The sequence below is a fragment of the Bradyrhizobium sp. CCGB01 genome (assembly GCF_024199795.1).
Taxonomy (GTDB): Bacteria; Pseudomonadota; Alphaproteobacteria; order Rhizobiales; family Xanthobacteraceae; genus Bradyrhizobium.
Map to the genome: position 1 here is coordinate 2,403,977 of NZ_JANADK010000001.1, position 25,094 is coordinate 2,429,070.

Annotated in this window: 23 protein-coding genes and 1 pseudogene; 8 read left to right on the plus strand and 16 right to left on the minus strand. The window is 65.7% G+C overall.

Annotated elements, in window-relative coordinates; genetic code table 11:
- The first annotated feature begins 28 nt into the window (after window positions 1–28).
- On the plus strand, window positions 29–556 hold the full coding sequence (locus NLM25_RS10795; RefSeq protein ID WP_254136928.1) for a GNAT family N-acetyltransferase: 528 nt from the start codon (window positions 29–31) through the stop codon (window positions 554–556).
- A 134-nt stretch (window positions 557–690) separates the two neighbouring features.
- On the opposite strand, the gene NLM25_RS10800 is transcribed toward NLM25_RS10795, so the two are convergent.
- The 6 genes from NLM25_RS10800 to NLM25_RS10825 all read right to left on the minus strand — a co-directional run bounded on the left by NLM25_RS10800 (window position 691) and on the right by NLM25_RS10825 (window position 4,456).
- Window positions 691–915, minus strand: coding sequence for a YodC family protein (locus NLM25_RS10800; RefSeq protein ID WP_254136929.1), 225 nt, complete (start codon window positions 913–915; stop codon window positions 691–693).
- 285 nt (window positions 916–1,200) lie between these two features.
- Window positions 1,201–1,956, minus strand: a complete 756-nt coding sequence (locus NLM25_RS10805) for an HAD family hydrolase (protein ID WP_254136930.1) — start codon at window positions 1,954–1,956, stop codon at window positions 1,201–1,203.
- Window positions 1,947–2,834, minus strand: coding sequence for an oxygen-dependent coproporphyrinogen oxidase (gene hemF / locus NLM25_RS10810; RefSeq protein ID WP_254136931.1), 888 nt, complete (start codon window positions 2,832–2,834; stop codon window positions 1,947–1,949). The genes NLM25_RS10805 and hemF overlap by 10 nt, the downstream gene beginning before the upstream one ends.
- A gap of 129 nt (window positions 2,835–2,963) precedes the next feature.
- Entirely contained in the window at window positions 2,964–3,329 is a 366-nt protein-coding gene (locus NLM25_RS10815) for a 6-carboxytetrahydropterin synthase (RefSeq protein ID WP_028153666.1), read from the minus strand.
- A 16-nt stretch (window positions 3,330–3,345) separates the two neighbouring features.
- The gene (gene queE / locus NLM25_RS10820) at window positions 3,346–3,978 is read right to left on the minus strand and encodes a 7-carboxy-7-deazaguanine synthase (RefSeq protein ID WP_254136932.1); all 633 of its coding nucleotides are present in this window, start codon (window positions 3,976–3,978) and stop codon (window positions 3,346–3,348) included.
- A gap of 16 nt (window positions 3,979–3,994) precedes the next feature.
- Window positions 3,995–4,456: a tRNA (cytidine(34)-2'-O)-methyltransferase gene (locus NLM25_RS10825; protein WP_254136933.1), complete on the minus strand. Its 462-nt coding sequence runs from the start codon at window positions 4,454–4,456 to the stop codon at window positions 3,995–3,997.
- Between the two features lie 279 nt (window positions 4,457–4,735).
- Between NLM25_RS10825 and petA the strand changes: the two genes are divergently transcribed.
- The 5 genes from petA (at window position 4,736) to NLM25_RS10850 (ending at window position 11,306) form a co-directional block, all read left to right on the plus strand.
- Window positions 4,736–5,266: a ubiquinol-cytochrome c reductase iron-sulfur subunit gene (gene petA / locus NLM25_RS10830; RefSeq protein WP_254116871.1), complete on the plus strand. Its 531-nt coding sequence runs from the start codon at window positions 4,736–4,738 to the stop codon at window positions 5,264–5,266.
- Between the two features lie 62 nt (window positions 5,267–5,328).
- On the plus strand, window positions 5,329–7,392 hold the full coding sequence (gene fbcH / locus NLM25_RS10835; protein ID WP_254136934.1) for a cytochrome b/c1: 2,064 nt from the start codon (window positions 5,329–5,331) through the stop codon (window positions 7,390–7,392).
- Window positions 7,393–7,545: 153 nt separating this feature from the next.
- Window positions 7,546–8,220: a dienelactone hydrolase family protein gene (locus tag NLM25_RS10840; protein ID WP_254136935.1), complete on the plus strand. Its 675-nt coding sequence runs from the start codon at window positions 7,546–7,548 to the stop codon at window positions 8,218–8,220.
- 265 nt (window positions 8,221–8,485) lie between these two features.
- Complete coding sequence (locus NLM25_RS10845; protein WP_254136936.1) at window positions 8,486–10,651, plus strand: anthranilate synthase component I; 2,166 nt, start codon at window positions 8,486–8,488, stop codon at window positions 10,649–10,651.
- 115 nt (window positions 10,652–10,766) lie between these two features.
- Window positions 10,767–11,306 carry an adenine phosphoribosyltransferase gene (locus tag NLM25_RS10850; RefSeq protein ID WP_063692050.1) on the plus strand — a complete coding sequence of 180 codons (540 nt, stop codon included), beginning with the start codon at window positions 10,767–10,769 and terminating at the stop codon, window positions 11,304–11,306.
- Between the two features lie 15 nt (window positions 11,307–11,321).
- Here NLM25_RS10850 and NLM25_RS10855 read toward each other — a convergent pair whose 3' ends face one another.
- The 9 genes and pseudogenes from NLM25_RS10855 to NLM25_RS10895 form a co-directional block, all read right to left on the minus strand.
- A complete protein-coding gene (locus NLM25_RS10855; protein ID WP_254136937.1) occupies window positions 11,322–11,654 on the minus strand; it encodes a GIY-YIG nuclease family protein in 333 nt (110 codons plus the stop codon).
- An 87-nt stretch (window positions 11,655–11,741) separates the two neighbouring features.
- A complete protein-coding gene (locus NLM25_RS10860) occupies window positions 11,742–12,410 on the minus strand; it encodes a hypothetical protein (protein ID WP_254116877.1) in 669 nt (222 codons plus the stop codon).
- Window positions 12,411–12,470: 60 nt separating this feature from the next.
- Window positions 12,471–13,223, minus strand: a complete 753-nt coding sequence (locus tag NLM25_RS10865) for a hypothetical protein (protein ID WP_254116878.1) — start codon at window positions 13,221–13,223, stop codon at window positions 12,471–12,473.
- A gap of 217 nt (window positions 13,224–13,440) precedes the next feature.
- Window positions 13,441–14,654, minus strand: a pseudogene (locus NLM25_RS10870) (M48 family metallopeptidase).
- 32 nt (window positions 14,655–14,686) lie between these two features.
- Window positions 14,687–15,247, minus strand: a complete 561-nt coding sequence (locus NLM25_RS10875) for a LemA family protein (RefSeq protein ID WP_014497379.1) — start codon at window positions 15,245–15,247, stop codon at window positions 14,687–14,689.
- 135 nt (window positions 15,248–15,382) lie between these two features.
- Complete coding sequence (locus NLM25_RS10880) at window positions 15,383–16,363, minus strand: small ribosomal subunit Rsm22 family protein (protein WP_254136939.1); 981 nt, start codon at window positions 16,361–16,363, stop codon at window positions 15,383–15,385.
- Window positions 16,364–16,493: 130 nt separating this feature from the next.
- Window positions 16,494–19,958 carry a chromosome segregation protein SMC gene (smc, locus tag NLM25_RS10885; RefSeq protein WP_254136940.1) on the minus strand — a complete coding sequence of 1,155 codons (3,465 nt, stop codon included), beginning with the start codon at window positions 19,956–19,958 and terminating at the stop codon, window positions 16,494–16,496.
- A gap of 217 nt (window positions 19,959–20,175) precedes the next feature.
- Window positions 20,176–20,832, minus strand: a complete 657-nt coding sequence (locus tag NLM25_RS10890) for a DsbA family protein (RefSeq protein WP_254116882.1) — start codon at window positions 20,830–20,832, stop codon at window positions 20,176–20,178.
- Between the two features lie 128 nt (window positions 20,833–20,960).
- Complete coding sequence (locus NLM25_RS10895) at window positions 20,961–21,452, minus strand: DUF721 domain-containing protein (protein ID WP_254116883.1); 492 nt, start codon at window positions 21,450–21,452, stop codon at window positions 20,961–20,963.
- Between the two features lie 107 nt (window positions 21,453–21,559).
- Between NLM25_RS10895 and mutY the strand changes: the two genes are divergently transcribed.
- The gene (mutY, locus tag NLM25_RS10900) at window positions 21,560–22,657 is read left to right on the plus strand and encodes an A/G-specific adenine glycosylase (RefSeq protein ID WP_254136941.1); all 1,098 of its coding nucleotides are present in this window, start codon (window positions 21,560–21,562) and stop codon (window positions 22,655–22,657) included.
- A 5-nt stretch (window positions 22,658–22,662) separates the two neighbouring features.
- Here the strand turns inward: mutY and NLM25_RS10905 are convergent, their stop codons facing one another.
- Window positions 22,663–24,411, minus strand: a complete 1,749-nt coding sequence (locus tag NLM25_RS10905; protein WP_254136942.1) for a sensor domain-containing diguanylate cyclase — start codon at window positions 24,409–24,411, stop codon at window positions 22,663–22,665.
- Between the two features lie 243 nt (window positions 24,412–24,654).
- Here NLM25_RS10905 and NLM25_RS10910 point away from each other — a divergent pair, with 243 nt between their 5' ends.
- The gene (locus NLM25_RS10910; protein WP_254136943.1) at window positions 24,655–25,074 is read left to right on the plus strand and encodes a PaaI family thioesterase; all 420 of its coding nucleotides are present in this window, start codon (window positions 24,655–24,657) and stop codon (window positions 25,072–25,074) included.
- Window positions 25,075–25,094 lie beyond the last annotated feature (20 nt).

Sequence of the window (25,094 nt, forward strand, 5' to 3'; positions counted from 1 at the left end):
TCACCGTCATTCGATGCGACCCGCGCAGATGGATCAGCTGGAATTTCCGATCATCATACGGCCGTTTACGGAAGAGGATGCAGAGCAGGTGCGTCTTCTATTCGTCAGGGTCAATCGGCTCCTCGCGCCTCCTCACATGGCGGAAGCGTTTGAGCAGTACATTGCAGTATCGCTGAACGAAGAAACTGGTCAGATAAGCCGGTACTACGGACGCCGGCAGGGCGGATTCTGGGTAGCCGTCGACGGCAAAAAAGTCGTTGGCATGTTTGGACTTGAACCTTCTTCATCTGCGGGGATGGAGTTGCGCCGCATGTACGTCGATCCAGAGGTTCGCCGCCGGGGTATCGCTCGCCAGATGTTGAGGTTCGCTGAAGACGAATGTCGCAAGCGCAGTTGTCCTCGGATCGATTTGAGCACCTCCGAGCTACAGCGCGAAGCACTTTCGCTCTACAGGGCCTCCGAATATCGATTGGTTCGTGAGGAGGTCGCCGTTTCACCCAGCAACAAAACCTTGGGCGGGGGCATTCGGCGCTTTCATTTCACCAAGGAGCTGTAATGTCCGAGGCGCCTTGTGGCCCTTCTGCGACATCCAGCGATGTCCGCTATCGTGCCGTTCTTGGCGAGTAGCGGACATCACGCACGCCGGAGCCGAGCACTTCGATCCAGCTCGGCTGCGGTCGGAGGAGGCGCCTACTCGTCGTCTTCATCCTCGTCTTCGTCGTCCTCTTCCTCTTCCTCTTCCTCGTCGTCTTCCTCTTCCACCTGCACGAGCGTGGCCAGCGGCAGCGTCTCGCGGAACAGGTCGCCTTCCATGCCCATCCAGAGGCAGAGCACGTCGTCCTCTTTCACTTCGGCAACCGTCAGCGGCTGGCCGCCCGATTTCAGCATCACGACATCGCCGGCTTTCAATTCCATGGATTGTCCTTTCGGGTTGATCGATCCGGAGGACGCTAGCAGGCGGTCATGACACGCTGAAAACGGGGCGACTTCATCCTGGGTCCCGCCGCAGGCGGGCGTCTCGACAGATGGCCGCAGGCGAAGACCGCTCGTGAGAAAGGCCGCGCCTGGCGATGATGGCATAGTACCCGTGTTTTGCCCGACGGGTCAAAGGATTTTCGGTAAATCCGTAGGACCTTGATTTTGCAGCAGTCGGCTACTGTGCATGGGGTTGTTTTCGGTGTTTTGGTCTTTGAGCCCCGATTACGGCTGGCTCGGCACCAGCTCGGTCAGCGAGCGGATGATGCGGTCGGGCTTGACGGACGAGCCTTCGGGCAGGCCGTCGCCATGCACGTCGATCCAGATCGCGTAGATGCCGAGACGCTGCGGCGTCACGACTTCCCATTCCAGATTGTCGCCGATCATCCAGGTGTCTTTCGCGGTGACGCCGAGCGCCTCCATCGCGTGCAGATAGGCGCGCTCCTCGGGCTTGCCGAAGCCGTGCTCGCCCTCGATCTGGATGTGATCGAAGCGATGCGTCAGCTCGAAGCGCTCGACCTTGGCACGCTGCATGTCGGCGGCGCCGTTGGTGACCAGCGCGAGCTTGACTCCATGGGCCTTGAACGCGTCGATCGCATCATGGGCGCCGGGGAAAACGAAGATTGCTTCTTCGCGATAGGTGGTGAAACGGTCGGCGATCCGATCGGCGAGATCATCGGGGAGGGCGCGATGGCCGTCGGCGGCAAGCGCGGCGAAGCCGCCTCGCACCGTGAGCCGCCGTGCCTCGCCAAGCTTCATCCGCCAGAGCGGCTCCGCGGTCGACCAGAACTGCCGCGCATAGGCCAGCACCGCGGTTGCGACCTGCGGTGGCGGCAGCGGCGCCAGCTCGTCGGCGAATTCGTTGGCGATCGTGTTCCAGGCGATCTCGGGCCGGCCATAGGCCGACAGGATGGTGTCGTCCATGTCGATCAGCATGGCGCGCGGCAGCGGCTTTGATGCGGGTTTCACAGTCATGGCCATTTCACCTCCGGCGGCAGCGACGACAGGATCGAATCCACATTGCCGCCGGTCTTGAGTCCGAAGATGGTGCCGCGGTCGTAGAGCAGGTTGAACTCGACATAGCGGCCGCGCCGGATCAATTGCTCCTCGCGATCATCAGCGGTCCAGCTCGTCGCGAAATTGCGCCGCACGATCTCAGGATAGATTTTCAGGAAGGCGCGGCCGACATCCTGGGTGAAGGCGAGGTCGGCGTCCCAGTCGCCGCTGTCGTGCCAATCGTAGAAGATGCCGCCGATGCCGCGCGCCTCTTTCCGGTGCGGCAGGTAGAAATACTCGTCGCACCATTTTTTGTACTTGTCGTAATCGGCAACCCCGTTGGGCTGCGTGCAGGCCTCCTCCATCGCGGCGTGGAAGGCGAGCGTGTCGGCATCGTCCTGCGAGCGCCGGCGGTCGAGCACCGGCGTGAGATCGGCGCCGCCGCCGAACCAGGCTTTTGTGGTGACGACGAAGCGCGTGTTCATGTGCACGGCAGGGACGTGCGGATTGCGGTGATGCGCGATCAGCGAGATGCCGGAGGCCCAGAACTTCGGGTCGTCTGCCGCGCCCGGAATCTGCGCGCGAAACTCGGGCGCGAATTCGCCGTGCACGGTCGAGCAATGCACGCCGACCTTCTCGAACAGGCGACCGGACATCATCGACATCATGCCGCCGCCGCCGGGCGCACCGGTATGATCGGTGCGCTGCCAGGGCGTGCGCTTGAAGCGGCCGGCATCCCCGGGATAGAGGCTTTGCGGCGCGTCGTCCTCCAGCCGCTCGAAGCTCGCGCAGATGTCGTCGCGCAGGCGCTCGAACCAGGCGCGGGCGCGCGTCTTGCGGTCGTCGATTGTTGAAACGTCCATATCCAATTCCCGAACGAGCCTGCCGTAGGGTGGGCAAAGGCGCCCCTGCGCCGTGCCCACCATCTTTCACCGTCATCTCGAATGGTGGGCACGCTGCGCTTTGCCCACCCTACGAGACCGAGATCGTAACTAGCCCTGCGGACCGTAGTAGGTGCAGCTCTCGTTGCAACTGTCGCGGTGGATGCTGACGCGGGTCAGCTTGCCGATATGCTGGAGCCGCTCCCAGACGAAGCGCGAGAGGTTTTCCAGCGTCGGTGTGCCCAGCGCCTCGATCTTGTTGAGGTATTTGTGGTCCAGCGTCAGCCGGACGTCCTCGATGGCGCGCTGGACGAGGCCGAGATCGACCACCATGCCGGTCGCAGGGTCGGGCGTGCCGCGCAACGTCACCTCGGCGCGGAAGGAGTGGCCGTGGATCTCTTCGCTGGCCGCACCGAACGTCGTTCCCGACAATGAATGTGCCGCCTCGAAGCGGAACGATTTGGTCAATTCCCACATCTGTTCGAAAACCAATCTATCTGATGCCGAGCGATTTATGCGTCTGCACGCTCAGCCGCCATTGCGGATGATTCAGGCAATAGTCGATCGCGCGCGCGGTGTTCTCGATGACCTCGGGGCCGTCCATTGGCTGGAGCGAGAAGCGCTCGAAGGCGAGGTCCTCGAAGGTCTCGGGCGCGGCGAGGGCCTGCGGATAGACCAGCTTCAGCTCGTGGCCGCGGCGCAGGACGAGCTCGCTGCCGCCCTTGGGGCTGACGCAGATCCAGTCGAGCCCCGCGGGCGGCTCGATGGTGCCGTTGGTCTCGACGCCGATCTCGAAGCCTCTCGCATGGAGCGCATCGACCAGCGCGGCATCGACCTGGAGCAGCGGCTCGCCGCCGGTGAGCACCACGTAGCGGTTGGCGGTGGAGGCCGCCCATTGCGCGGCGATGGTGTCGGCGAGTTCCGCGGCCGTGGCATAGCGGCCGCCGAGCGTGCCGTCGGTCCCGACGAAGTCCGTGTCGCAGAATTTGCAGGTCGCGCCCGCGCGGTCGGCCTCGCGGCCGCTCCAGAGGTTGCAGCCGGCAAAACGGCAGAACACGGACGCGCGCCCGGCATGGGCGCCTTCGCCTTGCAGGGTCAGGAAGATTTCCTTGACCGCGTAACTCAACCGTCTCTCCTCAAATTCATGGGCCGTTGGGGTTCCGGAGCTGCCGCAGTGCCTCGCCTGCGGCCATCGCCGCGGTCATGGCCACATTGAGCGACCGCAGCCCCGCCGTGATCGGGATTACCAGCCGGGCGTCCGCAGCCTCGACCACCGCCTCGGTGACGCCGGCGCTCTCGCGCCCGAATAGCAGGATGTCCGACGTCTGGTAATGAAAATCGCGGTAGTCGGTGGCCCCTTTGGTGGTGAACAGCAGCAGCCGGTAGCCTTGTGCCGCGCGCCAGTCCTCGAACCTGGTCCAGGAGTCGTGCCTGCTGAGGCTGACATGGTCGAGGTAATCCATTCCCGCCCGGCGGAACAAGCGGTCGGAGACCGGGAAGCCCGCTGGCTCGATGATATGGGCGGCGATCCCCAGACAGGCGCAGAGCCTGAGAATCGTGCCGGTGTTCTGAGCGATGTCGGGTTGGAAAAGCGCGATCTGCATGGGCTGTATCGGGGTCGGTGCGGGCCGGAAATGTCTCAATAAAACATCGCTGGCCGCGGAATTCGTGCATTGCACGCCCCCACGCCGTTAGCGGGCTTGCGCTCGCCCGGCAAGGGTGCCAATAGAACGATTCTGGACTGCTGTTTTCGCCCTTGTTTTGGTGGGGACAAGTGAAGTTCTGCCGCCGCGGGGGGCCGCGGGCGCCGGCAGATCGTTCTGGGGACCTTGGGGGCCTCCGGAGCGGTTCCGTCGGCAGCATAAGAAGAAAGGGTTGGAATCGTGACGACAGCGTCTTCGGCGGACCATCCGACACGCCGTGATTTCTTATTCGTTGCAACGGGGGCAGCTGCAGCAGTAGGGGGCGCAGCTGCGCTCTGGCCCTTCATCTCTCAAATGAATCCTGATGCGTCGACCATCGCCGCCGGTGCGCCGATCGAGGTCGATCTCAGCCCGGTCGCCGAGGGGCAGGACATCAAGGTGTTCTGGCGCGGCAAGCCGATCTACATCAGCCACCGCACCAAGAAGCAGATCGACGAGGCGCGCGCCGTCAACGTGGCGAGCCTGCCCGATCCGCAGTCCGACGAGGCCCGGGTCAAGCCCGGCCACGAGCAGTGGCTGGTCGTGATCGGTATCTGCACCCATCTCGGCTGCATCCCGATCGCCCATGAGGGCAATTACGACGGGTTCTTCTGCCCCTGCCATGGTTCGCAGTACGATTCGTCCGGCCGCATCCGCCAGGGGCCCGCGCCCGCGAACCTGCCGGTGCCGCCGTACCAGTTCGTTTCCGACACCAAAATCCAGATCGGCTGAGCTTCGGACCTTCGTCCGAAGCCTCGCGCCGTCTCGTCGTTTTATTTCCTCAGGATCGCATCATGAGCGGACCATCCGACTACCAGCCGAGCAATCCGGCCCTGCAATGGATCGAGCGGCGCCTGCCGATCATCGGCCTCGTCCATTCCTCCTTCGTCGTCTATCCCACCCCGCGCAACCTGAACTACTGGTGGACCTTCGGCGCCATTCTCTCCTTCATGCTGGGGATGCAGATCCTGACCGGCGTGGTCCTGGCGATGCACTACACGCCGCACGCCGATCTCGCCTTCAAGTCGATCGAGCTGATCGTCCGCGACGTCAATTACGGCTGGCTGCTGCGCAACATGCACGCCTGCGGCGCGTCGATGTTCTTCTTCGCGGTCTACGTCCACATGCTGCGTGGCCTCTATTACGGCTCCTACAAGGAGCCGCGCGAGGTGCTCTGGATCCTCGGCGTCATCATCTACCTCCTGATGATGGCGACGGGCTTCATGGGCTACGTGCTGCCGTGGGGCCAGATGAGCTTCTGGGGCGCCACCGTCATCACCAACCTGTTCTCCGCCATTCCTTATGTCGGCGAGAGCATCGTGACGCTGCTGTGGGGCGGCTATTCGGTCGGCAACCCGACGCTGAATCGCTTCTTCTCGCTGCACTATCTGCTGCCGTTCCTGATCGCGGGCGTCGTCGTGCTCCACGTCTGGGCGCTGCACGTCGCCGGCCAGAACAATCCTGACGGCGTCGAGCCGAAGACGGAAAAGGACACGGTGCCGTTCACGCCGCACGCGACGATCAAGGATGGCTTCGGCGTCGCCTGCTTCCTGCTGCTCTACGCCTGGTTCATCTTCTACATGCCGAACTATCTCGGCGACGCCGACAACTACATTCCGGCGAACCCGGGCGTGACCCCGCCGCACATCGTGCCGGAATGGTATTACCTGCCGTTCTACGCGATCCTGCGCTCGATCCCGAACAAGCTCGCGGGCGTCATCGGGATGTTCTCGGCGATCATCATCCTGTGCTTCCTGCCCTGGCTGGACAGCGCCCGGACGCGGTCGTCGAAGTATCGTCCGCTCGCCAAGCAGTTCTTCTGGATCTTCGTCGCGGTCTGCATCCTGCTCGGTTATCTCGGTGCGCAGCCGCCGGAAGGCATCTACGTGATCGCCGGCCGCATCCTGACGGTCTGCTACTTCGCCTACTTCCTGATCGTGTTGCCGCTGCTCTCGCGCATCGAGACGCCGCGGCCGGTGCCGAACTCGATCTCGGAGGCGATCCTGAGCAAGGGCGGCAAGGCGGTGGCTTCCGTGATGGTCGCGATCGTCGCCGCCGGCGCGCTGCTCCTCGGCAGCATGCAGGATGCGCGTGCGTCCGAAGGCAGCGACCAGCCTCCGGGCAACAAATGGTCCTTCTCGGGCCCTTTCGGTAAGTACGACCGCGGCGCGCTTCAGCGTGGTCTCAAGGTCTACAAGGAAGTCTGCGCCAGCTGCCACGGCCTGTCCTTCATCGCCTTCCGCAACCTCGCGGAAGCTGGCGGCCCCGGCTATTCGGTGGCGCAGGCGGCGGCATTTGCCTCCGACTACAAGATCAAGGACGGTCCGAACGATGCGGGTGACATGTTCGAGCGCCCGGGTCGCCCGGCGGACTACTTCCCCTCGCCATTCGCGAACGAGCAGGCCGCGCGTGCGGCGAACGGCGGCGCGGCTCCGCCCGACCTGTCGCTGATCACCAAGGCGCGCTCCTACAAGCGCGGCTTCCCGATGTTCATCTTCGACTTCTTCACCCAGTACCAGGAGCAGGGCCCGGACTACGTCTCGGCGGTGCTCCAGGGGTTTGAGGAGAAGGTGCCGGAGGGTGTGACCATCCCGGAGGGCTCCTACTACAACAAGTACTTCCCGGGTCACGCCATCAAGATGCCGAAGCCGCTCAACGACGGCCAGGTGACTTATGACGATGGCTCGCCGACCACGGTCGCGCAATATGCCAAGGACGTCACCACGTTCCTGATGTGGACCGCCGAGCCGCACATGGAAGCGCGCAAGCGCCTCGGCTTCCAGGTGTTCGTGTTCCTGATCATCTTCGCCGGCCTGATGTACTTCACCAAGAAGAAGGTCTGGGCCGACTCCCACTAAGGGCGGCGCGAGGACGAAACGAGAAACGAAGAAGCCCCCGCGAGGGGGCTTTTTTGTTGGACACGCGCGTGTGTTGTCTGGCGCGATTGCCTATCGCGCTTGCAGCGGCCAAAATACCGCCAACCTCTCCCCCAGAACTCGTCGGAGGACACCATGGGAACCGCCATCACCTTCAAGCGCCCGGACGGCAAGGACGCCTCCGGCTATCTCGCCAACGCTGCGCGCGGCAACGCGCCGGGCGTGGTCGTGATCCAGGAGTGGTGGGGGCTGTCGGACCAGATCAAGGGCCTGTGCGACCGCTTTGCCCTGGCCGGTTTCGACGCGCTGGCGCCCGATCTCTACAAGGGCAAGGTGGTGCCGTATCACGACACGGATTCCGCCAACAAGGAGATGAACTCGCTCGACTTCATGGATGCGACCACGCAGACGGTGCGCGGCGCCACGCAATACCTGTCGCGCAACGGCGCCAAGGTCGGCCTGACCGGTTTCTGCCTCGGCGGCGCCGTGACCATCATCGGCGCGACCAAGATTCCGGAGCTTGCCGCCGGCGTCGTGTTCTACGGCATCCCGCCGGAGCAGGCGGCCAAGCCCGCCGACGTCAAGATCCCGCTCCAGGCCCATTTCGCCAACAAGGACGATTGGTGCACGCCGGACCTCGTCAACGGCTTCGAAAAGGCCATGAAGGCCGCCGGCAAGTCGCTCGAGCTGTTCCGCTATGACGCCGAGCACGCCTTCGTCAACGAGCAGCGCCAGGCCGTACACGACCGCGAAGCCGCCGAGCTCGCCTGGGGCAGGGCGACGGAGTTTTTCCGGAAGCATCTGGGCTGACCGCGTCTGATCTGTGGCCCGGATTGCGCTTCGCTCGATCCGGGCTACGGCACCGTGGCCACCCTTGACGCCGTCCCCGCGCCATGGTGAGTATCCGCCCCATGAGCACCGCCGTCCGCCCAGCCCGTCTTTGGTGGCGCACCTCCTGAAGAGGTGGCCGGTGCGATTTCTTTTCTCAAAATCGTCGAAGGTCGCCCACGCAGTGCGGCGGCCTGATCGTTTGTCCTGTGTGGCGTTCCCTCGGCAAGTTTCGTAAGAGGACCCCATGAACAGGACAGTCTTTGCCCTCCCGGCCCGAAGCGAGTACGTGACCCGCGCAGGTCTCGCGATCACGCGCGTGGCCGAGCAATTCACTGGCGGCGCCAACCGGCTCGACGATCTCGTCAACCTGCTCGACCGCCGCCGCGGCGTGGTGTTGTCGTCGGGCACGACCGTGCCGGGCCGCTACGAGAGCTTCGACCTCGGCTTCTCCGACCCGCCGCTCAAGCTCGAGACATCAGGCGTCAATTTCAAGCTGGAAGCGCTGAACGAGCGCGGACAGGTGCTGATCGCCTTCCTCGCGGACGTGCTGCGCGAGCCCTGCGTCGTGATCTCCGAGAAGACCGCGTCGCGCCTTGCCGGCCATATCCTCCGCGGCGATGCCCCGGTCGAGGAAGACCAGCGCACGCGGCGTGCCAGCGTGATGTCGCTGGTGCGCGATATCGTTGCCGCCTTCTCCGCCAATGACGACGGACTGCTCGGCCTGTTCGGCGCCTTCGCCTACGATCTGGTGTTCCAGATTGAGGACCTCGTGCAGAAGCGCGCGCGCGAGCAGGACCAGCGCGACATCGTGCTCTACGTCCCCGATCGCCTGCTCGCCTACGACCGCGCCACCGGCCGCGGCGTCGTGCTTACTTACGATTTCGCGTGGAAGGGCAAGTCGACCGCGGGCCTGCCGCACGAGACCGCGGAGAGCCCGTACCTGAAGACGCCGCGCCAGGGTTTTGCCGATCACGCGCCCGGCGAATATCAAGCGACGGTCGAGACCGCGCGCGCGGCCTTTGCGCGCGGCGATTTGTTCGAGGCGGTGCCGGGGCAGCTGTTCGCCGAGCCCTGCGATCGCTCGCCGGCCGAAGTGTTCCAGCGCCTTTGCGTCATCAATCCGTCGCCCTACGGCGCGCTGATGAATCTCGGCGAGGGCGAATTCCTGGTCTCCGCCTCGCCGGAGATGTTCGTGCGCTCCGACGGACGCCGCGTCGAGACTTGTCCGATCTCGGGCACGATCGCGCGCGGCACCGATGCGATCGGCGACGCCGAGCAGATCCGCCAGCTCCTGAACTCGGAGAAGGACGAGTTCGAGCTCAACATGTGCACCGATGTCGATCGCAACGACAAGGCGCGCGTCTGCGTGCCCGGCACAATCAAGGTGTTGGCGCGCCGCCAGATCGAGACCTATTCAAAGCTGTTCCACACCGTCGACCATGTCGAGGGCATGCTGCGCCCCGGCTTCGATGCGCTCGATGCCTTCCTCACCCATGCCTGGGCCGTCACCGTGACAGGTGCGCCAAAACTGTGGGCGATGCAGTTCGTCGAGGATCATGAGCGCTCGCCGCGGCGCTGGTATGCCGGCGCGATCGGCGCGGTGAACTTCGATGGCAGCATCAACACCGGCCTCACCATCCGCACCATCCGTATGAAGGATGGCCTCGCCGAAGTGCGCGTCGGCGCCACCTGCCTGTTCGATTCTGATCCAGCCGCGGAAGACCGCGAATGCCAGGTCAAGGCCGCCGCGCTGTTCCAGGCGCTGCGCGGCGATCCGCCGAAGTCGCTCTCGACCTTCGCGCCCGATGCGACCGGTTCGGGCAAGCAGGTGCTGCTGATCGATCACGACGACAGTTTCGTGCACATGCTGGCCGACTACTTCCGCCAGGTCGGCGCCGACGTCACCGTGGTCCGCCATGTGCATGCGCTCGACATGCTCAAGCGCAAGACGTGGGATTTGCTGGTGCTGTCGCCCGGACCTGGACGCCCGGAGGATTTCGGGATCAAGAAGACCATCGACGCGGCGCTGGAGAAGAAGCTGCCGGTGTTCGGCGTCTGCTTGGGCGTGCAGGCGATCGGCGAATATTTCGGCGGCGAGCTCGGCCAGCTCACGCATCCCGCGCACGGCCGGCCCTCACGGGTGCAGGTGCGCGGCGGGCGCTTGATGCGCAATCTGCCGAACGAGATCGTCATCGGCCGCTATCACTCGCTCTTCGTCGAGCGCGACAGCATGCCGGAGGTGTTGTCCGTCACCGCCAGCACCGAGGACGGCGTCGCGATGGCGCTCGAGCACAAGACCCTGCCGGTCGCCGGCGTGCAATTCCACCCGGAATCGCTGATGTCGCTCAGTGGCGAGGTGGGACTACGTATTGTCGAGAATGCGTTCCGGCTGAATACTGAAGCCAATTGAGTGCCGTCATTGCGAGGAGCAAAACGACGAAGCAATCCAGACTGCTGCCGCGGAGAAGATCTGGATTGTTTCGCTTTGCTCGCAATGACGGTGGAAAAACCAGAGCGAGAGACTGATGACCTTTGACCACGACCTGAAGGCGAGCGTCCGCACCATCGTCGACTATCCCAAGCCGGGGATCATGTTCCGCGACATCACGACCTTGCTCGCGGATGCGCGCGCGTTCCGCCGCGCGGTCGACGAGCTCGTCAATCCCTGGGCCGGCAACAAGATCGACAAGGTCGCCGGCATGGAAGCGCGCGGCTTCATCATCGGCGGCGCGGTCGCGCACCAGCTCTCGGCCGGCTTCGTGCCGATCCGCAAGAAGGGCAAGCTGCCGCACACCACCGTGCGCATCGCCTACTCGCTCGAATATGGCATCGACGAGATGGAGATGCATGTCGACGCCATCCAGCCCGGCGAGCGCGTCATCCTGGTCGACGACCTCATCGCCACCGGCGGCACCGCGGAGGGCGCGGTGAAGCTGCTGCGCCAGATCGGCGCCAACGTCGTCGCCGCCTGCTTCATCATCGACCTGCCCGAGCTCGGCGGCGCCGCCAAGCTGCGCGCCATGGACGTGCCGGTGCGCACGCTGATGACGTTCGAGGGGCACTGAAGCCGCTGGTGGTCGTCAGATCGCCTCAGCCTTCAGCTCGTCCCGCCAATGCAGCATGCGCTCCTTCAGCAGCGCGTTCCTGACATAGGCGGTCTCCTCATCTTCCAGACGCTCGCATTCGCCGAATGTCAGTCCCGCCTCGCCATGCGCGTTCCAGGCGGCCTGGAGCGTGCGGCAGGTGTGGTTGCCCTGGCGCAGGGAGAACCAGATGCGGTTCTGGATCGTCTCGAGGTTCGGCGCCTGGCCGACCCAGGCCTCGCCTGAGGCCGCGCAGCGGACGACGTAGATGCCGGCAATGGTCTTCCGCTCCTTGTAGGCGGCGATCGCTGCTTTCCGGTCGATGGTCACGGTGGGGAGCCTTCCTGAGGGGACGCTGATGCGTCGTCTCAGTAGCGGCAGGGGGGCGCGGCGTCAATATTACCCGGGTAAAATATTTCAGGACCGCTGCAAGATCAGGCTGAGCTCGAGCTCACGGAAGGCGAGGTAGTTCCGCCGGGTCCATTGGTGCAGCTCGGTCGAGGCGTCCTTTTCCTGGCGCAGGTAGCCGGTGAAGGAGAAGTTCAGCCGGTCGATATAGGTCTTGAGGAAGCCGGGCAGCGCGGGCAGGCGGAACAGCCGGCCGCCGGCCATCGCGGCCGGCAGCTCGCCGCGCACGACGTGCTCGTTGTCCACCGTGATCAGGTTCACCCGCGGGATCTGTCCGCGCAGCATCTCATAGGCGCGGGCCGAGACGCGGTCGGTGTCGGCGACGAACAGGATCATCGGCGCGACGTGACGGCGTGCCGCTTCCTTCAGCAGCCCGATCTCGTCGGTCATCTTGAAGAACTCGTCGAAGGCGTGGAAGCCGAGGTCGATGACCTTGCCAAGTCCGTCGTCGACGATGACGCGGTCCATCAGCTGCATCTTGCCGTAGGTGTCGATGACGTCGGCGGTCTCGGTGATGTTGGGCAGATAGTCGAGCAGCGACGGCTCCTTCAGATTGACATCGAAGGCCGTGACGTTGCCGTTCTTGAGCAGCAGGAATTCGCTCAAAAGCCGCGCCAGCAGGGTCTTGCCGACCTGCGGGCGGGGCGAGCAGATGATGTAGACGGGCGTTACGGACATTGACAGCTATATCAGGCCAACTCACCGCCCAATCCAGCCGTATCAGCCCTGACCGTGCAACTATTTTTCGGTGTTGCGGGTCACCGGTTTCGACCCGACGATGTCGGTCAGCCGGATCCGGTCGAACTCGCTCCAGACGTTCGCCAGCCAGTGCCGGACATAGCCGCGCAGCACGAACGAATAGTTCGCGGCGTCGTCGTTGATGCCCTTGTTGGCGACGAATTTCAGGAACGGGACCGAGGACACCTCGACCTGCTCATAGGCCATTTCGTTGAGCTTGGGGATGGTCAGCTCGGTTGCGTCCTTGATGCGATGGAAATAGGAATTGTAGGTCGCCTGGTCCCACTGGAAGAACTGGGTGTCGTTGATGAAGTTCTTCACCAGGAAATATTTCGCGCCGGTCATGAAGCCCGCGGTCTCCGCGATCTCCTCCAGCGAGGCGATCGAGGGGCCGAGGATGTGGAACACCGCAAAGGTGATCTGGCCGGCCTTGGCGGCGTCGAGGAAGCCGATGTCGCGCAGCGAGGCCAGCGCGGGCGAGAGCAGGCCGGCGCGGACGTCGATGACGGTGACCGAAGGGCTGACAGCGTTGAGCGTGTCAAAAATCTTCATCTGGTCGGCCGTGGTCGTCATGTCGACGATCTCGGTGATGTCAGGATGGAAGCGCTTCAGGGTTCCGCGCGGCGACTCCGTGTCGAATGCGCGCGTCGGCACGTTGTTGGCGGAAAAATAATCGAGCAAGGTGCGCGACACCGTGGTCTTGCCCACGCCGCCCTTGTCCGCGCCCACCACAACCACTGCCGGCTTTGCCATTGCTGTCCCCTAACGCGCCCCCGATCGCGAGGTCGCGATCGGCCGGGCCTCAAATCGATGTTCCAAGGATGTCCCAACCCAAGGATGTCCCAAGTCTGCTGTTGGGCGCGAACATGGCAGAAACAAGGGAGAATTCAAATCCTCGGCACGCCGCTATGCCTATTCTTGGGGTTTTTCCCAATCGTTGCGAATCCGCCGCGTGGTGGAACATGACGCCTCAATGGCGGCCCCAGGGACCCATGGGATTGTCCACCGGCTTGCTGCTCGCGGTTCCGGAGGGGCTCGGCACGGGCGGCGGACTGGCCGAGCCGCCCGCATCGTCCCAGGGCCCCTGGCGCAATGGCGGCGGGTCGTCCTGCTGCTCGACCTGTGCCTCAGGCTCGTCGCCTCGTAGCCCGGCGGCGGCAGCGGGCCGGGATCATGGCCGCCGGCGAACTTGACCAGCGCGTCGACCCGGGACTGCACCGAGGGGTGGGTCGCGAACAAATCGGCAAAGCCCTCGCGCGGATTGTCGACGCAGAGTTCCATCACCGCCGAGGTCGCGCCCGGCAACTCGCCGCGGTTCTCGATCTTGCGCAGGGCCGAGATCATGGCGTCCGGATTTTTCGTCAGCTCGACGGAGCCTGCGTCGGCCAGATATTCGCGCGAACGCGACAGCGCGAGCTTGACCACTTGCGATACCAGCCAGGCCACCACGATCAGCACGACCGCGATGATGATCACGATCACCGCGCCGCCGCCGGAGCTCTTGCTGTCGCTCGATGACGAGGACGATCGCGACGATGAGGACGAGCCCGACGACCACGAGCCGCCGCCAGAGCTCCAGCGGAAATTCGTGAACAGGCGGAAGAACAATTCGCCGAAGAAGCCGACCACGCCGGCGATGATGACGGCGACGACCATGAGCTGCACGTCGCCGTTCTTGATGTGGGTCAGCTCGTGGCCCAGCACCGCCTCGACCTCCTTGTCGTTCAGCGCATTGAGGAGACCGGTGGTCACGGTGATCGAATATTGCCGCGGGTTGAGGCCGGTCGCGAACGCGTTCAGCGCCGGGCTCTCCATGATCTTCAGCTTCGGCATGGTGATGCCGCGCGAGATGCAGAGGTTTTCGAGCAGATTGTAGAGCCTCGGCTCTTCCTGCCGGGTGACGTTGTGGCCGCCGGTCACCGCGTCGATCATCGACTGGTGGAAGAAATAGGCGATCACGATCCACACCGCCGCCACGACCGTCGCAACGGGCGCGGCGACTTTCAGATCCTGGAAGGCGTGGCTCAGGTAGAAGGCGACGGTCCGGTTGCCGTCGATGAGGACTTCGGCGACCAGCGCGCCGGCATAGACCAGCACGTAGACCAGCGCGAACAGGCCGGCGAGCAGCAGCATCGAACGAAACTTGTTCGAGGCGATGTGCGTGTAGAGACCATACGCGGCCATGACGCGATGCCCTGCCGGCCTATCGGCTCAACTCAGAACTTCACCTGAGGCGTGGCCTCGACTTCGGTGCGGCTGGCGCCGAGATCGAAGAAGTCCTTCTTGGTGAAGCCGAACATGCCGGCGAACAAGGCGGCGGGCATCTGCTGGATGCCGGTGTTGTATTCCTGGACCGCGTTGTTGAAGAAACGGCGGCTCGCCGCGATCTTGTTCTCGAGGTCGGAGAGCTCGCTGGCGAGCTGCTGGAAGTTGGCGTTGGCCTTGAGGTCCGGATAGGCCTCCGACAGCGCGATCAGCCGGCCGAGCGCGCCGGAGAGCTGGTTCTCGGCGGCGGACACCTGCGCCGGCCCCTGCGCCGACATCGCCGAATTGCGCGCCTTGATGACGTCGTCGAGCGTGCCGCGCTCATGCGAGGCATAGCCCTTCACCGTCTCGACCAGGTTCGGGATCAGATCGTGGCGCTGCTTGAGCTGCACGTCGATGTCGGCAAAGGCCTGGCCGACGCGCTGGCCCAGCGCCACCAGGCGGTTGTAGGCGCTGAACGCCAGGAACACGAGGACGACGATGACGCCGAGAACGATCCAGCCGGTCGACATGGAGAACTCCTGAAGGGGGAAGAAGGCGGGCGCAGCCTAGACCAAATTGGCGCAGGATGAGAGCCCGGCGCAGGGGAGGTAAGACTTGGTCGAATGGGGCGCCATCCGAGTTCAAGGCGAAAGCGCCGGACGAGGTTAACTTTCGGACATGATGACGTCGCCCCAGCGCCAGCGCCGGGCGTTCGCGTAGGCGGCCTTGTCGCGTCGCGGGACTTTTGTGATGGCGAGGCCGCCCCCGGTGCAGAGCTTTGCCGCGATCTCGGCCTTGCCGATATCCGGCGGCGCCACCACGCGCGCGGCGCGCGTTGCGGGCGGCGCGCGGGTCAGGGCGATGTAGATGAAGCGCTCGTCCTCGAACGGCACGTCGGCGCCCTTGATCTGGCGGTGTGCTTGGGAGCGCGGCAGGCGCTGGCTGAAATGGCACCAGTCGGGCGCTGCGAGCGGGCAGGGCTTTTCGTGCGGGCACGGCGCAGCGACGTACGCACCAGCCGCGATCAGTTGCTGGCGCAGGGCGAGGATGCGGGCATAGCCGGCGGGCGTGCCGGGTTCGATCACGACCAGCGCGTGGCGTGCCTTGGCCCACATCACCTCCGCGAGCTTGCGCTGGTCGGCCTCGCCGAGCTCGCCGACGATGTAGCTGGCAACGACGAGATCGGCTTGCGAGACCTCGGCGAGGTTCGCACCGGCGTCGCCCGGCAGATAGCGGCAATCGGCCAGACGCGTGCTGTCGCGCGCCAGTTCGAGCGCGAGCCGGCTGAGCGTGGCGTTGGCATCGAGCAGCGTGAAATCCTGCAGCGAGGAGAACGCCTCCGCGGCGGCCCAGCTCGCGGTGCCCGGACCCGCGCCGACGTCGAGCAGTGTTTCCGGAGCGAGATCCGGGGCGATCTCGGTCAGCGCATTCAGGCTTGCGGCCACGGCCGCATAGGTCGCCGGCATGCGTGCCAGCGCATAGGCGAGCGCATCGGCCTCCGACTTGATCGTGCCGGAGCCGCCGCCTGCGCGGTAGGTGGTCGAGATTTTCTGCGATCGCTGCGCAGCGTCGGTGCGCGAAAAGCCCTGGAGCCTGGCGTCGAGGGCGGCTTTCAGTTCGGCGGGGAGGGTGGGAGAAATCATCATCCGCGGTCATGCCCCGCGCAGGCGGGGCATCCAGTACTCCGAGACAGTGCCGTCAACCGAGAAGCCGCGGCGTACTGGATCATCCGCCTTCGCGGATGATGACGTCAATGGGGGCGCGACGACTTCGGTCTCACGCCACGTTCTGGTCGAGGATGTCCACGGCCTCAGACAGGCTCACCGACACCAGTTGCGACACGCCGCGTTCGGCCATGGTGACGCCGAACAGGCGGTTCATCCGCGCCATCGTGATCGGGTTGTGCGTGATGATGACGAACCGCGTGTCGGTCGAGCTGGTCATCTCGTGCAGCAGGTTGCAGTACCGTTCGACGTTGTGGTCGTCGAGCGGCGCGTCGACTTCGTCCAGCACGCAGATCGGCGAAGGGTTGGTCAAGAACACGGCGAAGATCAGCGCCATCGCGGTCAGCGCCTGCTCGCCGCCCGAGAGCAGCGACAGCGTCTGCGGCTTCTTGCCCGGGGGCTTGGCGATGATTTCGAGACCGGCTTCCAGCGGGTCGTCGCTCTCGATCAGATGCAGCGCGGCTTCGCCGCCGCCGAACAGCTCGACGAACAGGCGCTTGAAGTGGTTGTTGACGACCTCGAACGAGGTCAGGAGCCGCTCGCGCGCCTCCTTGTTGAGGCTCTGGATGCCCTGGCGCAGCCGCTTGATGGCTTCGACGAGGTCGTCGCGTTCGGTGACGAGACCGGTGTGCTGGGTCTCGACCTCGCGCAGCTCTTCCTCGGCGCGCAGGTTCACCGCGCCCAGGCGCTCGCGGTCGCGGCGCATCTTTTCGAGGTCTTCCTCGATGTCGTGCAGCGGCGGCAGCTCGGCGCCGGGCTCGAGCTCGGCGAGGCCGGCGACGGCCTGCGGCTCGACTTCGAGCATGTCGCGGATCTCGCGCTCGATGTCCTCGAGCCGGCGCCGTGCGCCTTCCATGCGCTCCTCGGCGCGGGCGGTGGCCTCGCGGGAACTCGACAGCGCTTCGAGGGTCAATTTCGCGACGCGATCGGTTTCGGCCATCGCGGTCTCCGCCGAGGCGAGCGCGTCGGCGGCCATGCGGCGGTCGTTTTCCGCGTATTCGATCTCGGTGATCAGCGCGCTGCGCTTCTCGGCGAACACGGCGGGCGCGTTTTCGAGATCGCTGCGCTCGATCGAGACCTCGGTGATACGGGTCTGGATGGTGTCGATGTGGGAAGCCGCGCTCTCCTTGCGGTTCTGCCACTCGGTGCGTTCGGCGAGGATCGCCTGCACGCGGCGGTCGGCGAGCTCGGCCTCGCGCGCCAGCGCCTGCGCCTCGGCGCGGACCTGCGCGGCCACGCGGCGATGGCCCTCGATGTCGCTGCGGACGGCGGCGAGACGGGTCTCGGTGTCCTCGCTCGACGGCAGTTCGGTGATGCCGGCCTCGGCGTATTCGTAGGCGGCCTCGGCCTCGGCGCGGTCGGCGGCGAGGCGGCTGTGCGCTTCGGACAGCGTCGCCTTGCGCGCGGCGTGGCGGCTGATCTCGCGCTCGGCGGTAGCATGGCGCTCACGCGCGACGTTCAGCTCGCGCTGCGCGGCGCGCCAGGCTTCGCGGCTGGCACCTTCGGTGCTGGCGGCCATCTGCAGCTCGGACTCGGCATTCTCCAGCGCCTGACGCTTGATCTGCGCGTCGATGCGGGCCTGCTCCAGTTCGTTCTCGATGTCGACGAGGCGGGCGCGTTCGGCGAGGCGCCGTGCGGCGCCAGTCGGGGCGTGAGCCGCCGCGACAAAGCCGTCCCAGCGCCAGACGTCGCCTTCGGGCGAGACCAGCCGCTGGCCGGTCTTGAGCTGCGAGACCAGCTCGGCACCGCGCTCGCGCGGCACCACGCCGATCTGCGCCAGGCGGCGCGCCAGCTCGGCGGGCGCCTGAACGTGGTTGGCAAGCGGCACGACGCCTTCGGGCAGCTCCGGATCGCCGTCGGTGACGCCGGCGTTGGTCCAGCGCATCGGCGCCGACGGATCGACCGGCGCGTCGAGATCGTCGCCGAGCGCGGCGCCGATTGCCTTTTCAAAACCCTTGTCGACGGTGATGCCGTCGATGATCGGCGGCCACAGATTCTTGGTCTCGCCGTTGACGATCTTGGAGATCGTGCGCGCCTCGGTGTCGAGCCGCTGCACGCGCTTGTCGGCTTCGACCAGCGGCGAGCGCGAGGATTCCAGCGTCTGGCGCGCGGCGACATGCGCGGCTTCGCTCGCCTGTGCTGCGGCTTCGGAAGCGGCCAGCGTCTGCTCGGCGGTCTCGACCGTCGCGGTCAGCTCGTCGAGATCGCCGAAACCGCCGGTCTCGGCGGCGAGCTTCTGCTCTTCCGCGGCGACATTGGCGATCTCCTGATCGAGACGGGCGAGCTTGTCGCGGTGGGTGCGGACGTTGGCCTCGAGCTGGTTGCGCTTGGCGGTGAGGTCGGCGAGCGCGGTGGTGAGCTCGGCGAACTGCTGCTCGGTTTCGGTCAGCACCGCCTCGGCTTCGCCGACGCGCTCGTCGACGCCGGAGCGCTTCTCGACGCGCGACTTGATCTCTTCCTTCAGCTCGGCGTCTTCGGTGTCGAGCCGCTGCAGCGCGACGTCGGCGTCCATGGTCTGCTGCTGGGCGCGGGAGATGTCGCCTTCGAACTGGGCGAGGCGGCGCTCGAGCTCGGCGACGCGCTCCTTGGCGCGCTCTTCCTCGCGGTCGAGCAACTCGCGGGCATTGGTGAGGCGCTGCAGCCCGGCCGCGGCGCGTGCTTCGGCATCGCGCAACGCCGGCATTTCGGCGGCGCGGATCGCCTGGATGCGGGCGGCTTCAGCCTGGTGCTGGGTGCGCTCGGCCATCTCGCGGACGGCGAGGTCATGGGTCTGGCCGGATTCGTTGACGTCGGCATGGGCGCCGATCCAGCGCAGGTGGAACAGCGTGGCTTCGGCCTTGCGGACCTTGGCCGCGACCTCGCGATAGCGCACCGCCTGGCGGGCCTGCTTCTTCAGGCCTTCCATCTGGCCTCCGAGCTGGCCGATCACGTCCTCGACGCGGGTGAGGTTGGTTTCGGCGGCCTTCAGCCGCAGCTCGGCTTCGTGGCGGCGGGCATGCAGGCCGGCAACGCCGGCGGCATCTTCCAGCACGCGGCGGCGCTGCTCGGGCTTGGCCTGGATGATCTCGCCGATCTTGCCCTGGTGGACGAGGGCCGGCGAGCGCGCGCCGGTGGCGGCGTCGGCGAACAGGATCTGCACGTCGCGGGCGCGGACGTCGCGGCCGTTGATGCGATAGACCGAGCCGGCCTCGCGCTCGATGCGGCGGGAGATTTCGAGCAGCTGGCTGTCGTTCATCGCCGCCGGCGCGGTGCGATCGGCATTGTCGATCGTCATCGTCACTTCGGCGTGGTTGCGCGCAGGACGGTTGCCGGAGCCGGCGAAGATCACCGCGTCCATGTCGGCGGCGCGCAGCGACTTGTACGAGGTCTCACCCATCGCCCAGCGCAGCGCCTCGACGAGATTCGACTTGCCGCAGCCGTTGGGGCCGACCACGCCGGTCAGGCCGGGCTCGATGACGAAGTCCGTGGGCTCAACGAAGGACTTGAAGCCGTGAAGGCGCAGGCGGGTGATTTTCATAAGCACGCATCTCTGTTGGCAGGCGCGAATCCCCCTGCCGGGACAATACCATGGAAGGCAATGTCGCTATCCGGGCGAGTCGCGCGAGGCGCCTCATGCGGCTGGACAATGGCCGCGGTGCGTCGCGAGGGCAACCGGCGAAACCCGCTTTTCCCAAGGGATTTATGCTGGGAAAGATACGGCTTTCGAGATGCGAATCAGGATCTTGACGAGCGAATCAGCTCTTGAGCAGCGGATTGATCTTCTTGGCGAACTCCTCGAACGAGGCCTCGCCCTTGATCTTCTCGCCGTTGATGAAGAAGGTCGGCGTCGAATCGACCTTCAACACGTCGCTGGCGTATTTCTGGTCGGCGGCGATCTTGTCGAGCAGCGCCTGGTCCTTCAGGCAGGCCTCGACCTGCTGCTGGGTGAGGCCGGCCTGCTTGCCGATCCGCGTCAGGGTCTCGGTGGTGTTCTTCATCACCCAGTCGCTCTGCTGGCGGAACAGCATGTCGGTGACCGCGAAGTACTTCTGCGCGTCATCCTTGGCGATGCAGCGCGACAGCATCGAGCCGGCGGCGGCTTTGATGTCGAGCGGGAACTCGCGGAAGATGTAACGCACCTTGCCGGTGTCGATGTATTCCGACTTGATCTTGGGGAACACCTGCTCGTTGAACGCTGCGCAATGCGGGCAGGTCATCGAGGCGTATTCGGTGATGGTGACGGCGGCATCCTTCGATCCGAGCGCCATGTCGGGCAGCGAGACGGGCTTTGCCACGTCGGCGGCGACCTGGGCCATGGCTTCCGAGATGAACCGCAGCGGCGAGAGCCCGGCGAGCGCGGCAAGCCCGGTCAGCGACAGCATCGTGGTGAAGGCGCGGCGGGTGATGATCAAGGTCGGCTCCCGGGATTGGCGTGGTGTCGCCCGAGGTTCCCGCCCGGGCGGCCTGTCGCTAGCTTGAAACGTCGTTTGAGGCAATGGCGAGCCGCGACAACAGGTCCAGATTAGCCCGGGAATGAGGCTCAATTTCGCTTGATGGCCGCCCCGAGGCGGGCCAGCGCCGTCTTCAATTCTTCATCTTCGATGTCTCCCAGGCTTTCGGCCACTTTGGCCACCGATTTGGGATCCGGCGGGCCGGGCCGCGCCCGCCGCCGGGGCCGCGACAGGGGGGCCTGGCGGAAGGCCAGCTTGCCGACCGCGCTCCAGCCGAAGAAGCGGTTGACCCGCTCCAGGATCACGTCGGCCGAGTGCTGGATCTCCAGCGCCATCGGCCCCTCGACCCGCAGCACCAGGGTCGCCGGCTCCTGCGGCTGGCCCTCGACCGGCCGGGGCCATTGCATCTTGAGCGGCTCGGCATGGGCCGCGATCTCCGCCCCGGCAATCTGCGCCCACCGCGTCACCAGCTCGCGCGCCGCAAACCCCTGCTTGGCATAGGCCTCGGCAAAGACGTCGTTGAGCAACAGCGACAGCGGCTTGGCGCTGATGGGACCGGGCTTGGGAGGGAATTTGGACATGGGACCCTTATAGCACTCCCCGGCGATCCACGAAGAAAGACGTGGATGCCCGCGACGCGCGCAGGCATGACGTGGAGAGGTCAGCGCGTTGCCGCTACAGTGAGAGCATGAGCCCCAGATCCGCCCTCAAGGCCAAGCCGGAACCAGTTCAGTCGGAAGCCTCGTCGCGCCCGATCGCGCTTCTGCAATGGTACGACCGCCACCGCCGCCGTCTGCCCTGGCGCGCGATGCCCGGCGAGACCTCGGACCCTTACCGTGTCTGGCTGTCGGAGATCATGCTGCAGCAGACCACGGTGAAGGCCGTCGGGCCCTATTTCGAAAAGTTCGTCGCGCGCTGGCCCGATGTCACTGCGCTGGGCCGGGCCTCGCAGGACGACGTGCTGAGGATGTGGGCCGGGCTCGGCTATTACTCGCGTGCGCGCAATCTCCATGCTTGCGCGGTTGCCGTGACGCGCGACCATGGCGGCGTGTTTCCGGACACGGAGCAGGGCCTGCGCGCGCTGCCGGGCATCGGGCCCTATACGGCGGCGGCGATCGCGGCGATCGCCTTCGACCGCCACACCATGCCGGTCGACGGCAATATCGAACGCGTGGTGTCGCGGCTCTTTGCCGTTGAAGACGAGCTCCCGCAGGCAAAGCCGCTGATCCAGCAACTGGCGGCGACACTGCTGGCGAACTCTCGCGCCGGCGACAGCGCGCAGGCGCTGATGGATCTCGGCGCCTCGATCTGCACGCCGAAGAAGCCGGCCTGCTCACTGTGCCCGTTCAACGAGGATTGCACGGCGCGTGCGCGAGCGATGCAGGAGACGTTCCCGCGCAAGGCGCCGAAGAAGAGCGGGACGTTGCGGCGCGGCGCCGCCTTCGTGGTGACGCGCGGCGACGAGCTGCTGGTTCGCTCGCGGCCCGAAAAGGGCCTGCTCGGCGGCATGACGGAAGTGCCCGGCTCGGACTGGCTCGCCGGACAGGAGGACGCGACAGCGAAGCAGCAGGCGCCGGAACTGAAGGGGCTATCGCGCTGGCAGCGCAAGCTGGGCGTCGTTACCCACGTCTTCACGCATTTTCCGCTGGAGCTGGTCGTCTACACCGCGAAGGCCGAAGCTCGCACACGCCCTCCCGAGGGCATGCGCTGGGTGCCGATCGCAACCCTTGCCGAAGAGGCGCTGCCCAACGTCATGCGCAAGGTGATCGCGCACGCGCTGGGTTGAAATCCTTACGCCGCGCGCGCGGCGCGCTCGTCCTCGGCCGGCATCAGGAAGGTGCGGTTGCGCCCGGTTTTCTTGGCGACATAGAGGCCCTGGTCGGCGCGCTCGATCACGTCCTGCACGTCGCGGTCGCTCTCGTCGAACAGCGCGAGCCCGACCGACACGGTGAGGGGAATGATGGTGTCGCCATGGCGTACCGTCGCGCCTTCGATCGATGTCCTGATGCGATCGGCGAGCAGCACGGCGGTCTCCTGGTCGATCTCGCGCAGCAGCACCACGAACTCCTCGCCGCCGAAACGGGCGGCCTTGTCGGTGGTCCGGATCGACTGATTGACGATCTCCGCGACGCGTTTGATCGCATCGTCGCCGGCGGCATGGCCATGGGTGTCGTTGATCTTCTTGAAATGATCGATGTCGATCATCAAAGTCGCCATGTTGCGCTTGTAGCGGCGGCAGAACGCGATGGCGTCGTCGGCGACGGCCAGGAAGGAGCGGCGGTTCATCAGGCCCGTCATGAAATCGGTGTCGGCGAGCTGGCGCAGCCTCAGCATGTCCTCCTGGAGCTGCATCGCATTCTCGGTCGCGCGCAGCTCGGCTTCCTTGGTGCGCTCCTCGGCAAGGCCGATCCGGCGCAGCAGCGAGCGCAGCGCGCGCGAGAGCTGCACGACCTCGGCCGAGCCGCTCTGCCGCGCCAGCATGGTCGGGCCGTGGGCGCGTCCGATGCGGTCGGCTTCCTGCGTGATGGCGATGATCGGCGCTGCGATCCTTCGCGAGACCAGCATGGCCAGCGACAGCGCGATCAGCGCGGTGACGGCACCGATCGCCAAAATCGTTTGCGCCGACGAGATCGCCGCCGCCAGCGCCACGCTCGCCGGCTGGCTCGCGGTGACGATCCAGTTCAGGCCCTGATAGTCGCGATGCCCCGTGCCGACGTGGAAGGCGGTGAGCATCTGCCGGCCGTCGGTCGTCTCGCGGAAGGCGCCGACGCCGGCCTTCAGGATGCCGGCCAGCTCGTCGCCGCTGTACCGGATGGTTTCTTTCTGCGGCCCGAGCAGGATCACGCCGCCCTTGCTGATGATCGACAGCGCCGCGTCGGCATTGTTGTCGTTGGCCTCGACGTCCTTGATCAGATTGCTGGCCCAATCCCAGTTCAGGTGCCCGCCGAGCACGCCGAGCAGCCTGCCGGAGGCATCACGCACGGGCACGGCGATGTCGACGAAGCGGTAGGGCTCGTTGTTGGCGCGCTGCGTCAGCAGCGAGGACAGCAGTACGGCCTCATGGACGTCGCCGACGGCGACTCTCTCGAGGCCCTGCTTGAACCAGGGTCGTGCGGCAACGGACTTGCCTTGCAGCAGGCCGCCGGTCGCGGCAACCACGTTGCCGTTTACGTCGGCGAAACCAATCCAGGCGAATTCGGCAAAGGAGCGCTGGAGGTCCTCCAGCGAGCTGCGCAACGCGGCCGGGTCGGCTTGCCACAGCGGCTGCATCGGCTTCAGTTCGGCAAACAGCTTCATCTCCTGCTGGCGCGTCGCCATGAAGCGGTCGAGCCGGCCGGAGGCCATCGACGCGGTTCCGGCCAGACTGCTCTCGATCAGCGCGGCAGTGTTCCTGTAGCTGATCAGCGCGGCGCCGGTCGCGAGTGTACCTACCAGCACGATGGACATCGCCGCCACCGCCGCGGCGATCTGCGTGCGCACGGTCAGATGGTCTTCGATCGCGTGCAGGCGGCTCGCTGCCTGCTGCAAGAGGGCTCGCATGGAAAGGCTCCGGTGTCACCGTCGCTCATGCCATGTGGTAGCTTCCAACCGCTTACCGGCGGATTGTCCAATTGGATCGTATTGAATCGGTCGTGAAGCCGGTTGGTTGAAGCGACCTTAAGTGCCGGCGAAATCCCGGGGGTTTCCGGGGTTCCCGGGGGATATTGCGCTGCGGCCTATCGCCTGCTGACACCAGGCTGGCAACAGACCTACGCTATGAGCCGCCGGCAACGGAGATTTGGCATGGTCAAGACCGCGCTCGACAACTTTCGCAAGCCGCCCTGCGCCGAGCTGCTCGGATGGCGTCTGCTCGATGCCCGCCCCGAGGAGGGCTGGATCAAGCTCGCCTTCGAGGGCAAGCCCGAGTTCTGCAACCCGGCGGGCTTCATCCAGGGCGGCATGCTGTCGGCCATGCTGGACGACACGATGGGACCGGCCGTCCTCGTGATGAGTGAGGGCCGCCTCTACACCACCACCATCAGCATGACCGTGAACTTTTTGAGCCCGGCCAGGCCCGGGCCGATCATTGCCGAGGCGACGGTGACGCAGCTCGGCAAGACGATTGCATTCGTCGAGGCCAAGCTGATGGCCGAAGACGGGACCGTGCTCGCCACGGCAACCGCGAGCGAGCGGCTGTTGGAGGCGGCGAGGGTGGTGCGGTGAGACGAGCACCTGTCTCTCGC

What these genes read in the sequence shown, in the direction of transcription:
- smc (WP_254136940.1), bottom strand. Translation starts at nt 19,958, where the DNA reads ATGAAAATCACCCGCCTGCGCCTTCACGGCTTCAAGTCCTTCGTTGAG.
- NLM25_RS10860 (WP_254116877.1), bottom strand. Translation starts at nt 12,410, where the DNA reads ATGTCCGTAACGCCCGTCTACATCATCTGCTCGCCCCGCCCGCAGGTC.
- hemF (WP_254136931.1), bottom strand. Translation starts at nt 2,834, where the DNA reads ATGGACGTTTCAACAATCGACGACCGCAAGACGCGCGCCCGCGCCTGG.
- NLM25_RS10880 (WP_254136939.1), bottom strand. Translation starts at nt 16,363, where the DNA reads ATGATGATTTCTCCCACCCTCCCCGCCGAACTGAAAGCCGCCCTCGAC.
- fbcH (WP_254136934.1), top strand. Translation starts at nt 5,329, where the DNA reads ATGAGCGGACCATCCGACTACCAGCCGAGCAATCCGGCCCTGCAATGG.
- NLM25_RS10905 (WP_254136942.1), bottom strand. Translation starts at nt 24,411, where the DNA reads ATGCGAGCCCTCTTGCAGCAGGCAGCGAGCCGCCTGCACGCGATCGAA.
- NLM25_RS10840 (WP_254136935.1), top strand. Translation starts at nt 7,546, where the DNA reads ATGGGAACCGCCATCACCTTCAAGCGCCCGGACGGCAAGGACGCCTCC.
- NLM25_RS10805 (WP_254136930.1), bottom strand. Translation starts at nt 1,956, where the DNA reads ATGGCCATGACTGTGAAACCCGCATCAAAGCCGCTGCCGCGCGCCATG.
- NLM25_RS10910 (WP_254136943.1), top strand. Translation starts at nt 24,655, where the DNA reads ATGGTCAAGACCGCGCTCGACAACTTTCGCAAGCCGCCCTGCGCCGAG.
- NLM25_RS10795 (WP_254136928.1), top strand. Translation starts at nt 29, where the DNA reads ATGGATCAGCTGGAATTTCCGATCATCATACGGCCGTTTACGGAAGAG.
- NLM25_RS10850 (WP_063692050.1), top strand. Translation starts at nt 10,767, where the DNA reads ATGACCTTTGACCACGACCTGAAGGCGAGCGTCCGCACCATCGTCGAC.
- NLM25_RS10845 (WP_254136936.1), top strand. Translation starts at nt 8,486, where the DNA reads ATGAACAGGACAGTCTTTGCCCTCCCGGCCCGAAGCGAGTACGTGACC.
- NLM25_RS10800 (WP_254136929.1), bottom strand. Translation starts at nt 915, where the DNA reads ATGGAATTGAAAGCCGGCGATGTCGTGATGCTGAAATCGGGCGGCCAG.
- NLM25_RS10825 (WP_254136933.1), bottom strand. Translation starts at nt 4,456, where the DNA reads ATGCAGATCGCGCTTTTCCAACCCGACATCGCTCAGAACACCGGCACG.
- mutY (WP_254136941.1), top strand. Translation starts at nt 21,560, where the DNA reads ATGAGCCCCAGATCCGCCCTCAAGGCCAAGCCGGAACCAGTTCAGTCG.
- NLM25_RS10875 (WP_014497379.1), bottom strand. Translation starts at nt 15,247, where the DNA reads ATGTCGACCGGCTGGATCGTTCTCGGCGTCATCGTCGTCCTCGTGTTC.
- NLM25_RS10865 (WP_254116878.1), bottom strand. Translation starts at nt 13,223, where the DNA reads ATGGCAAAGCCGGCAGTGGTTGTGGTGGGCGCGGACAAGGGCGGCGTG.
- NLM25_RS10895 (WP_254116883.1), bottom strand. Translation starts at nt 21,452, where the DNA reads ATGTCCAAATTCCCTCCCAAGCCCGGTCCCATCAGCGCCAAGCCGCTG.
- NLM25_RS10815 (WP_028153666.1), bottom strand. Translation starts at nt 3,329, where the DNA reads ATGTGGGAATTGACCAAATCGTTCCGCTTCGAGGCGGCACATTCATTG.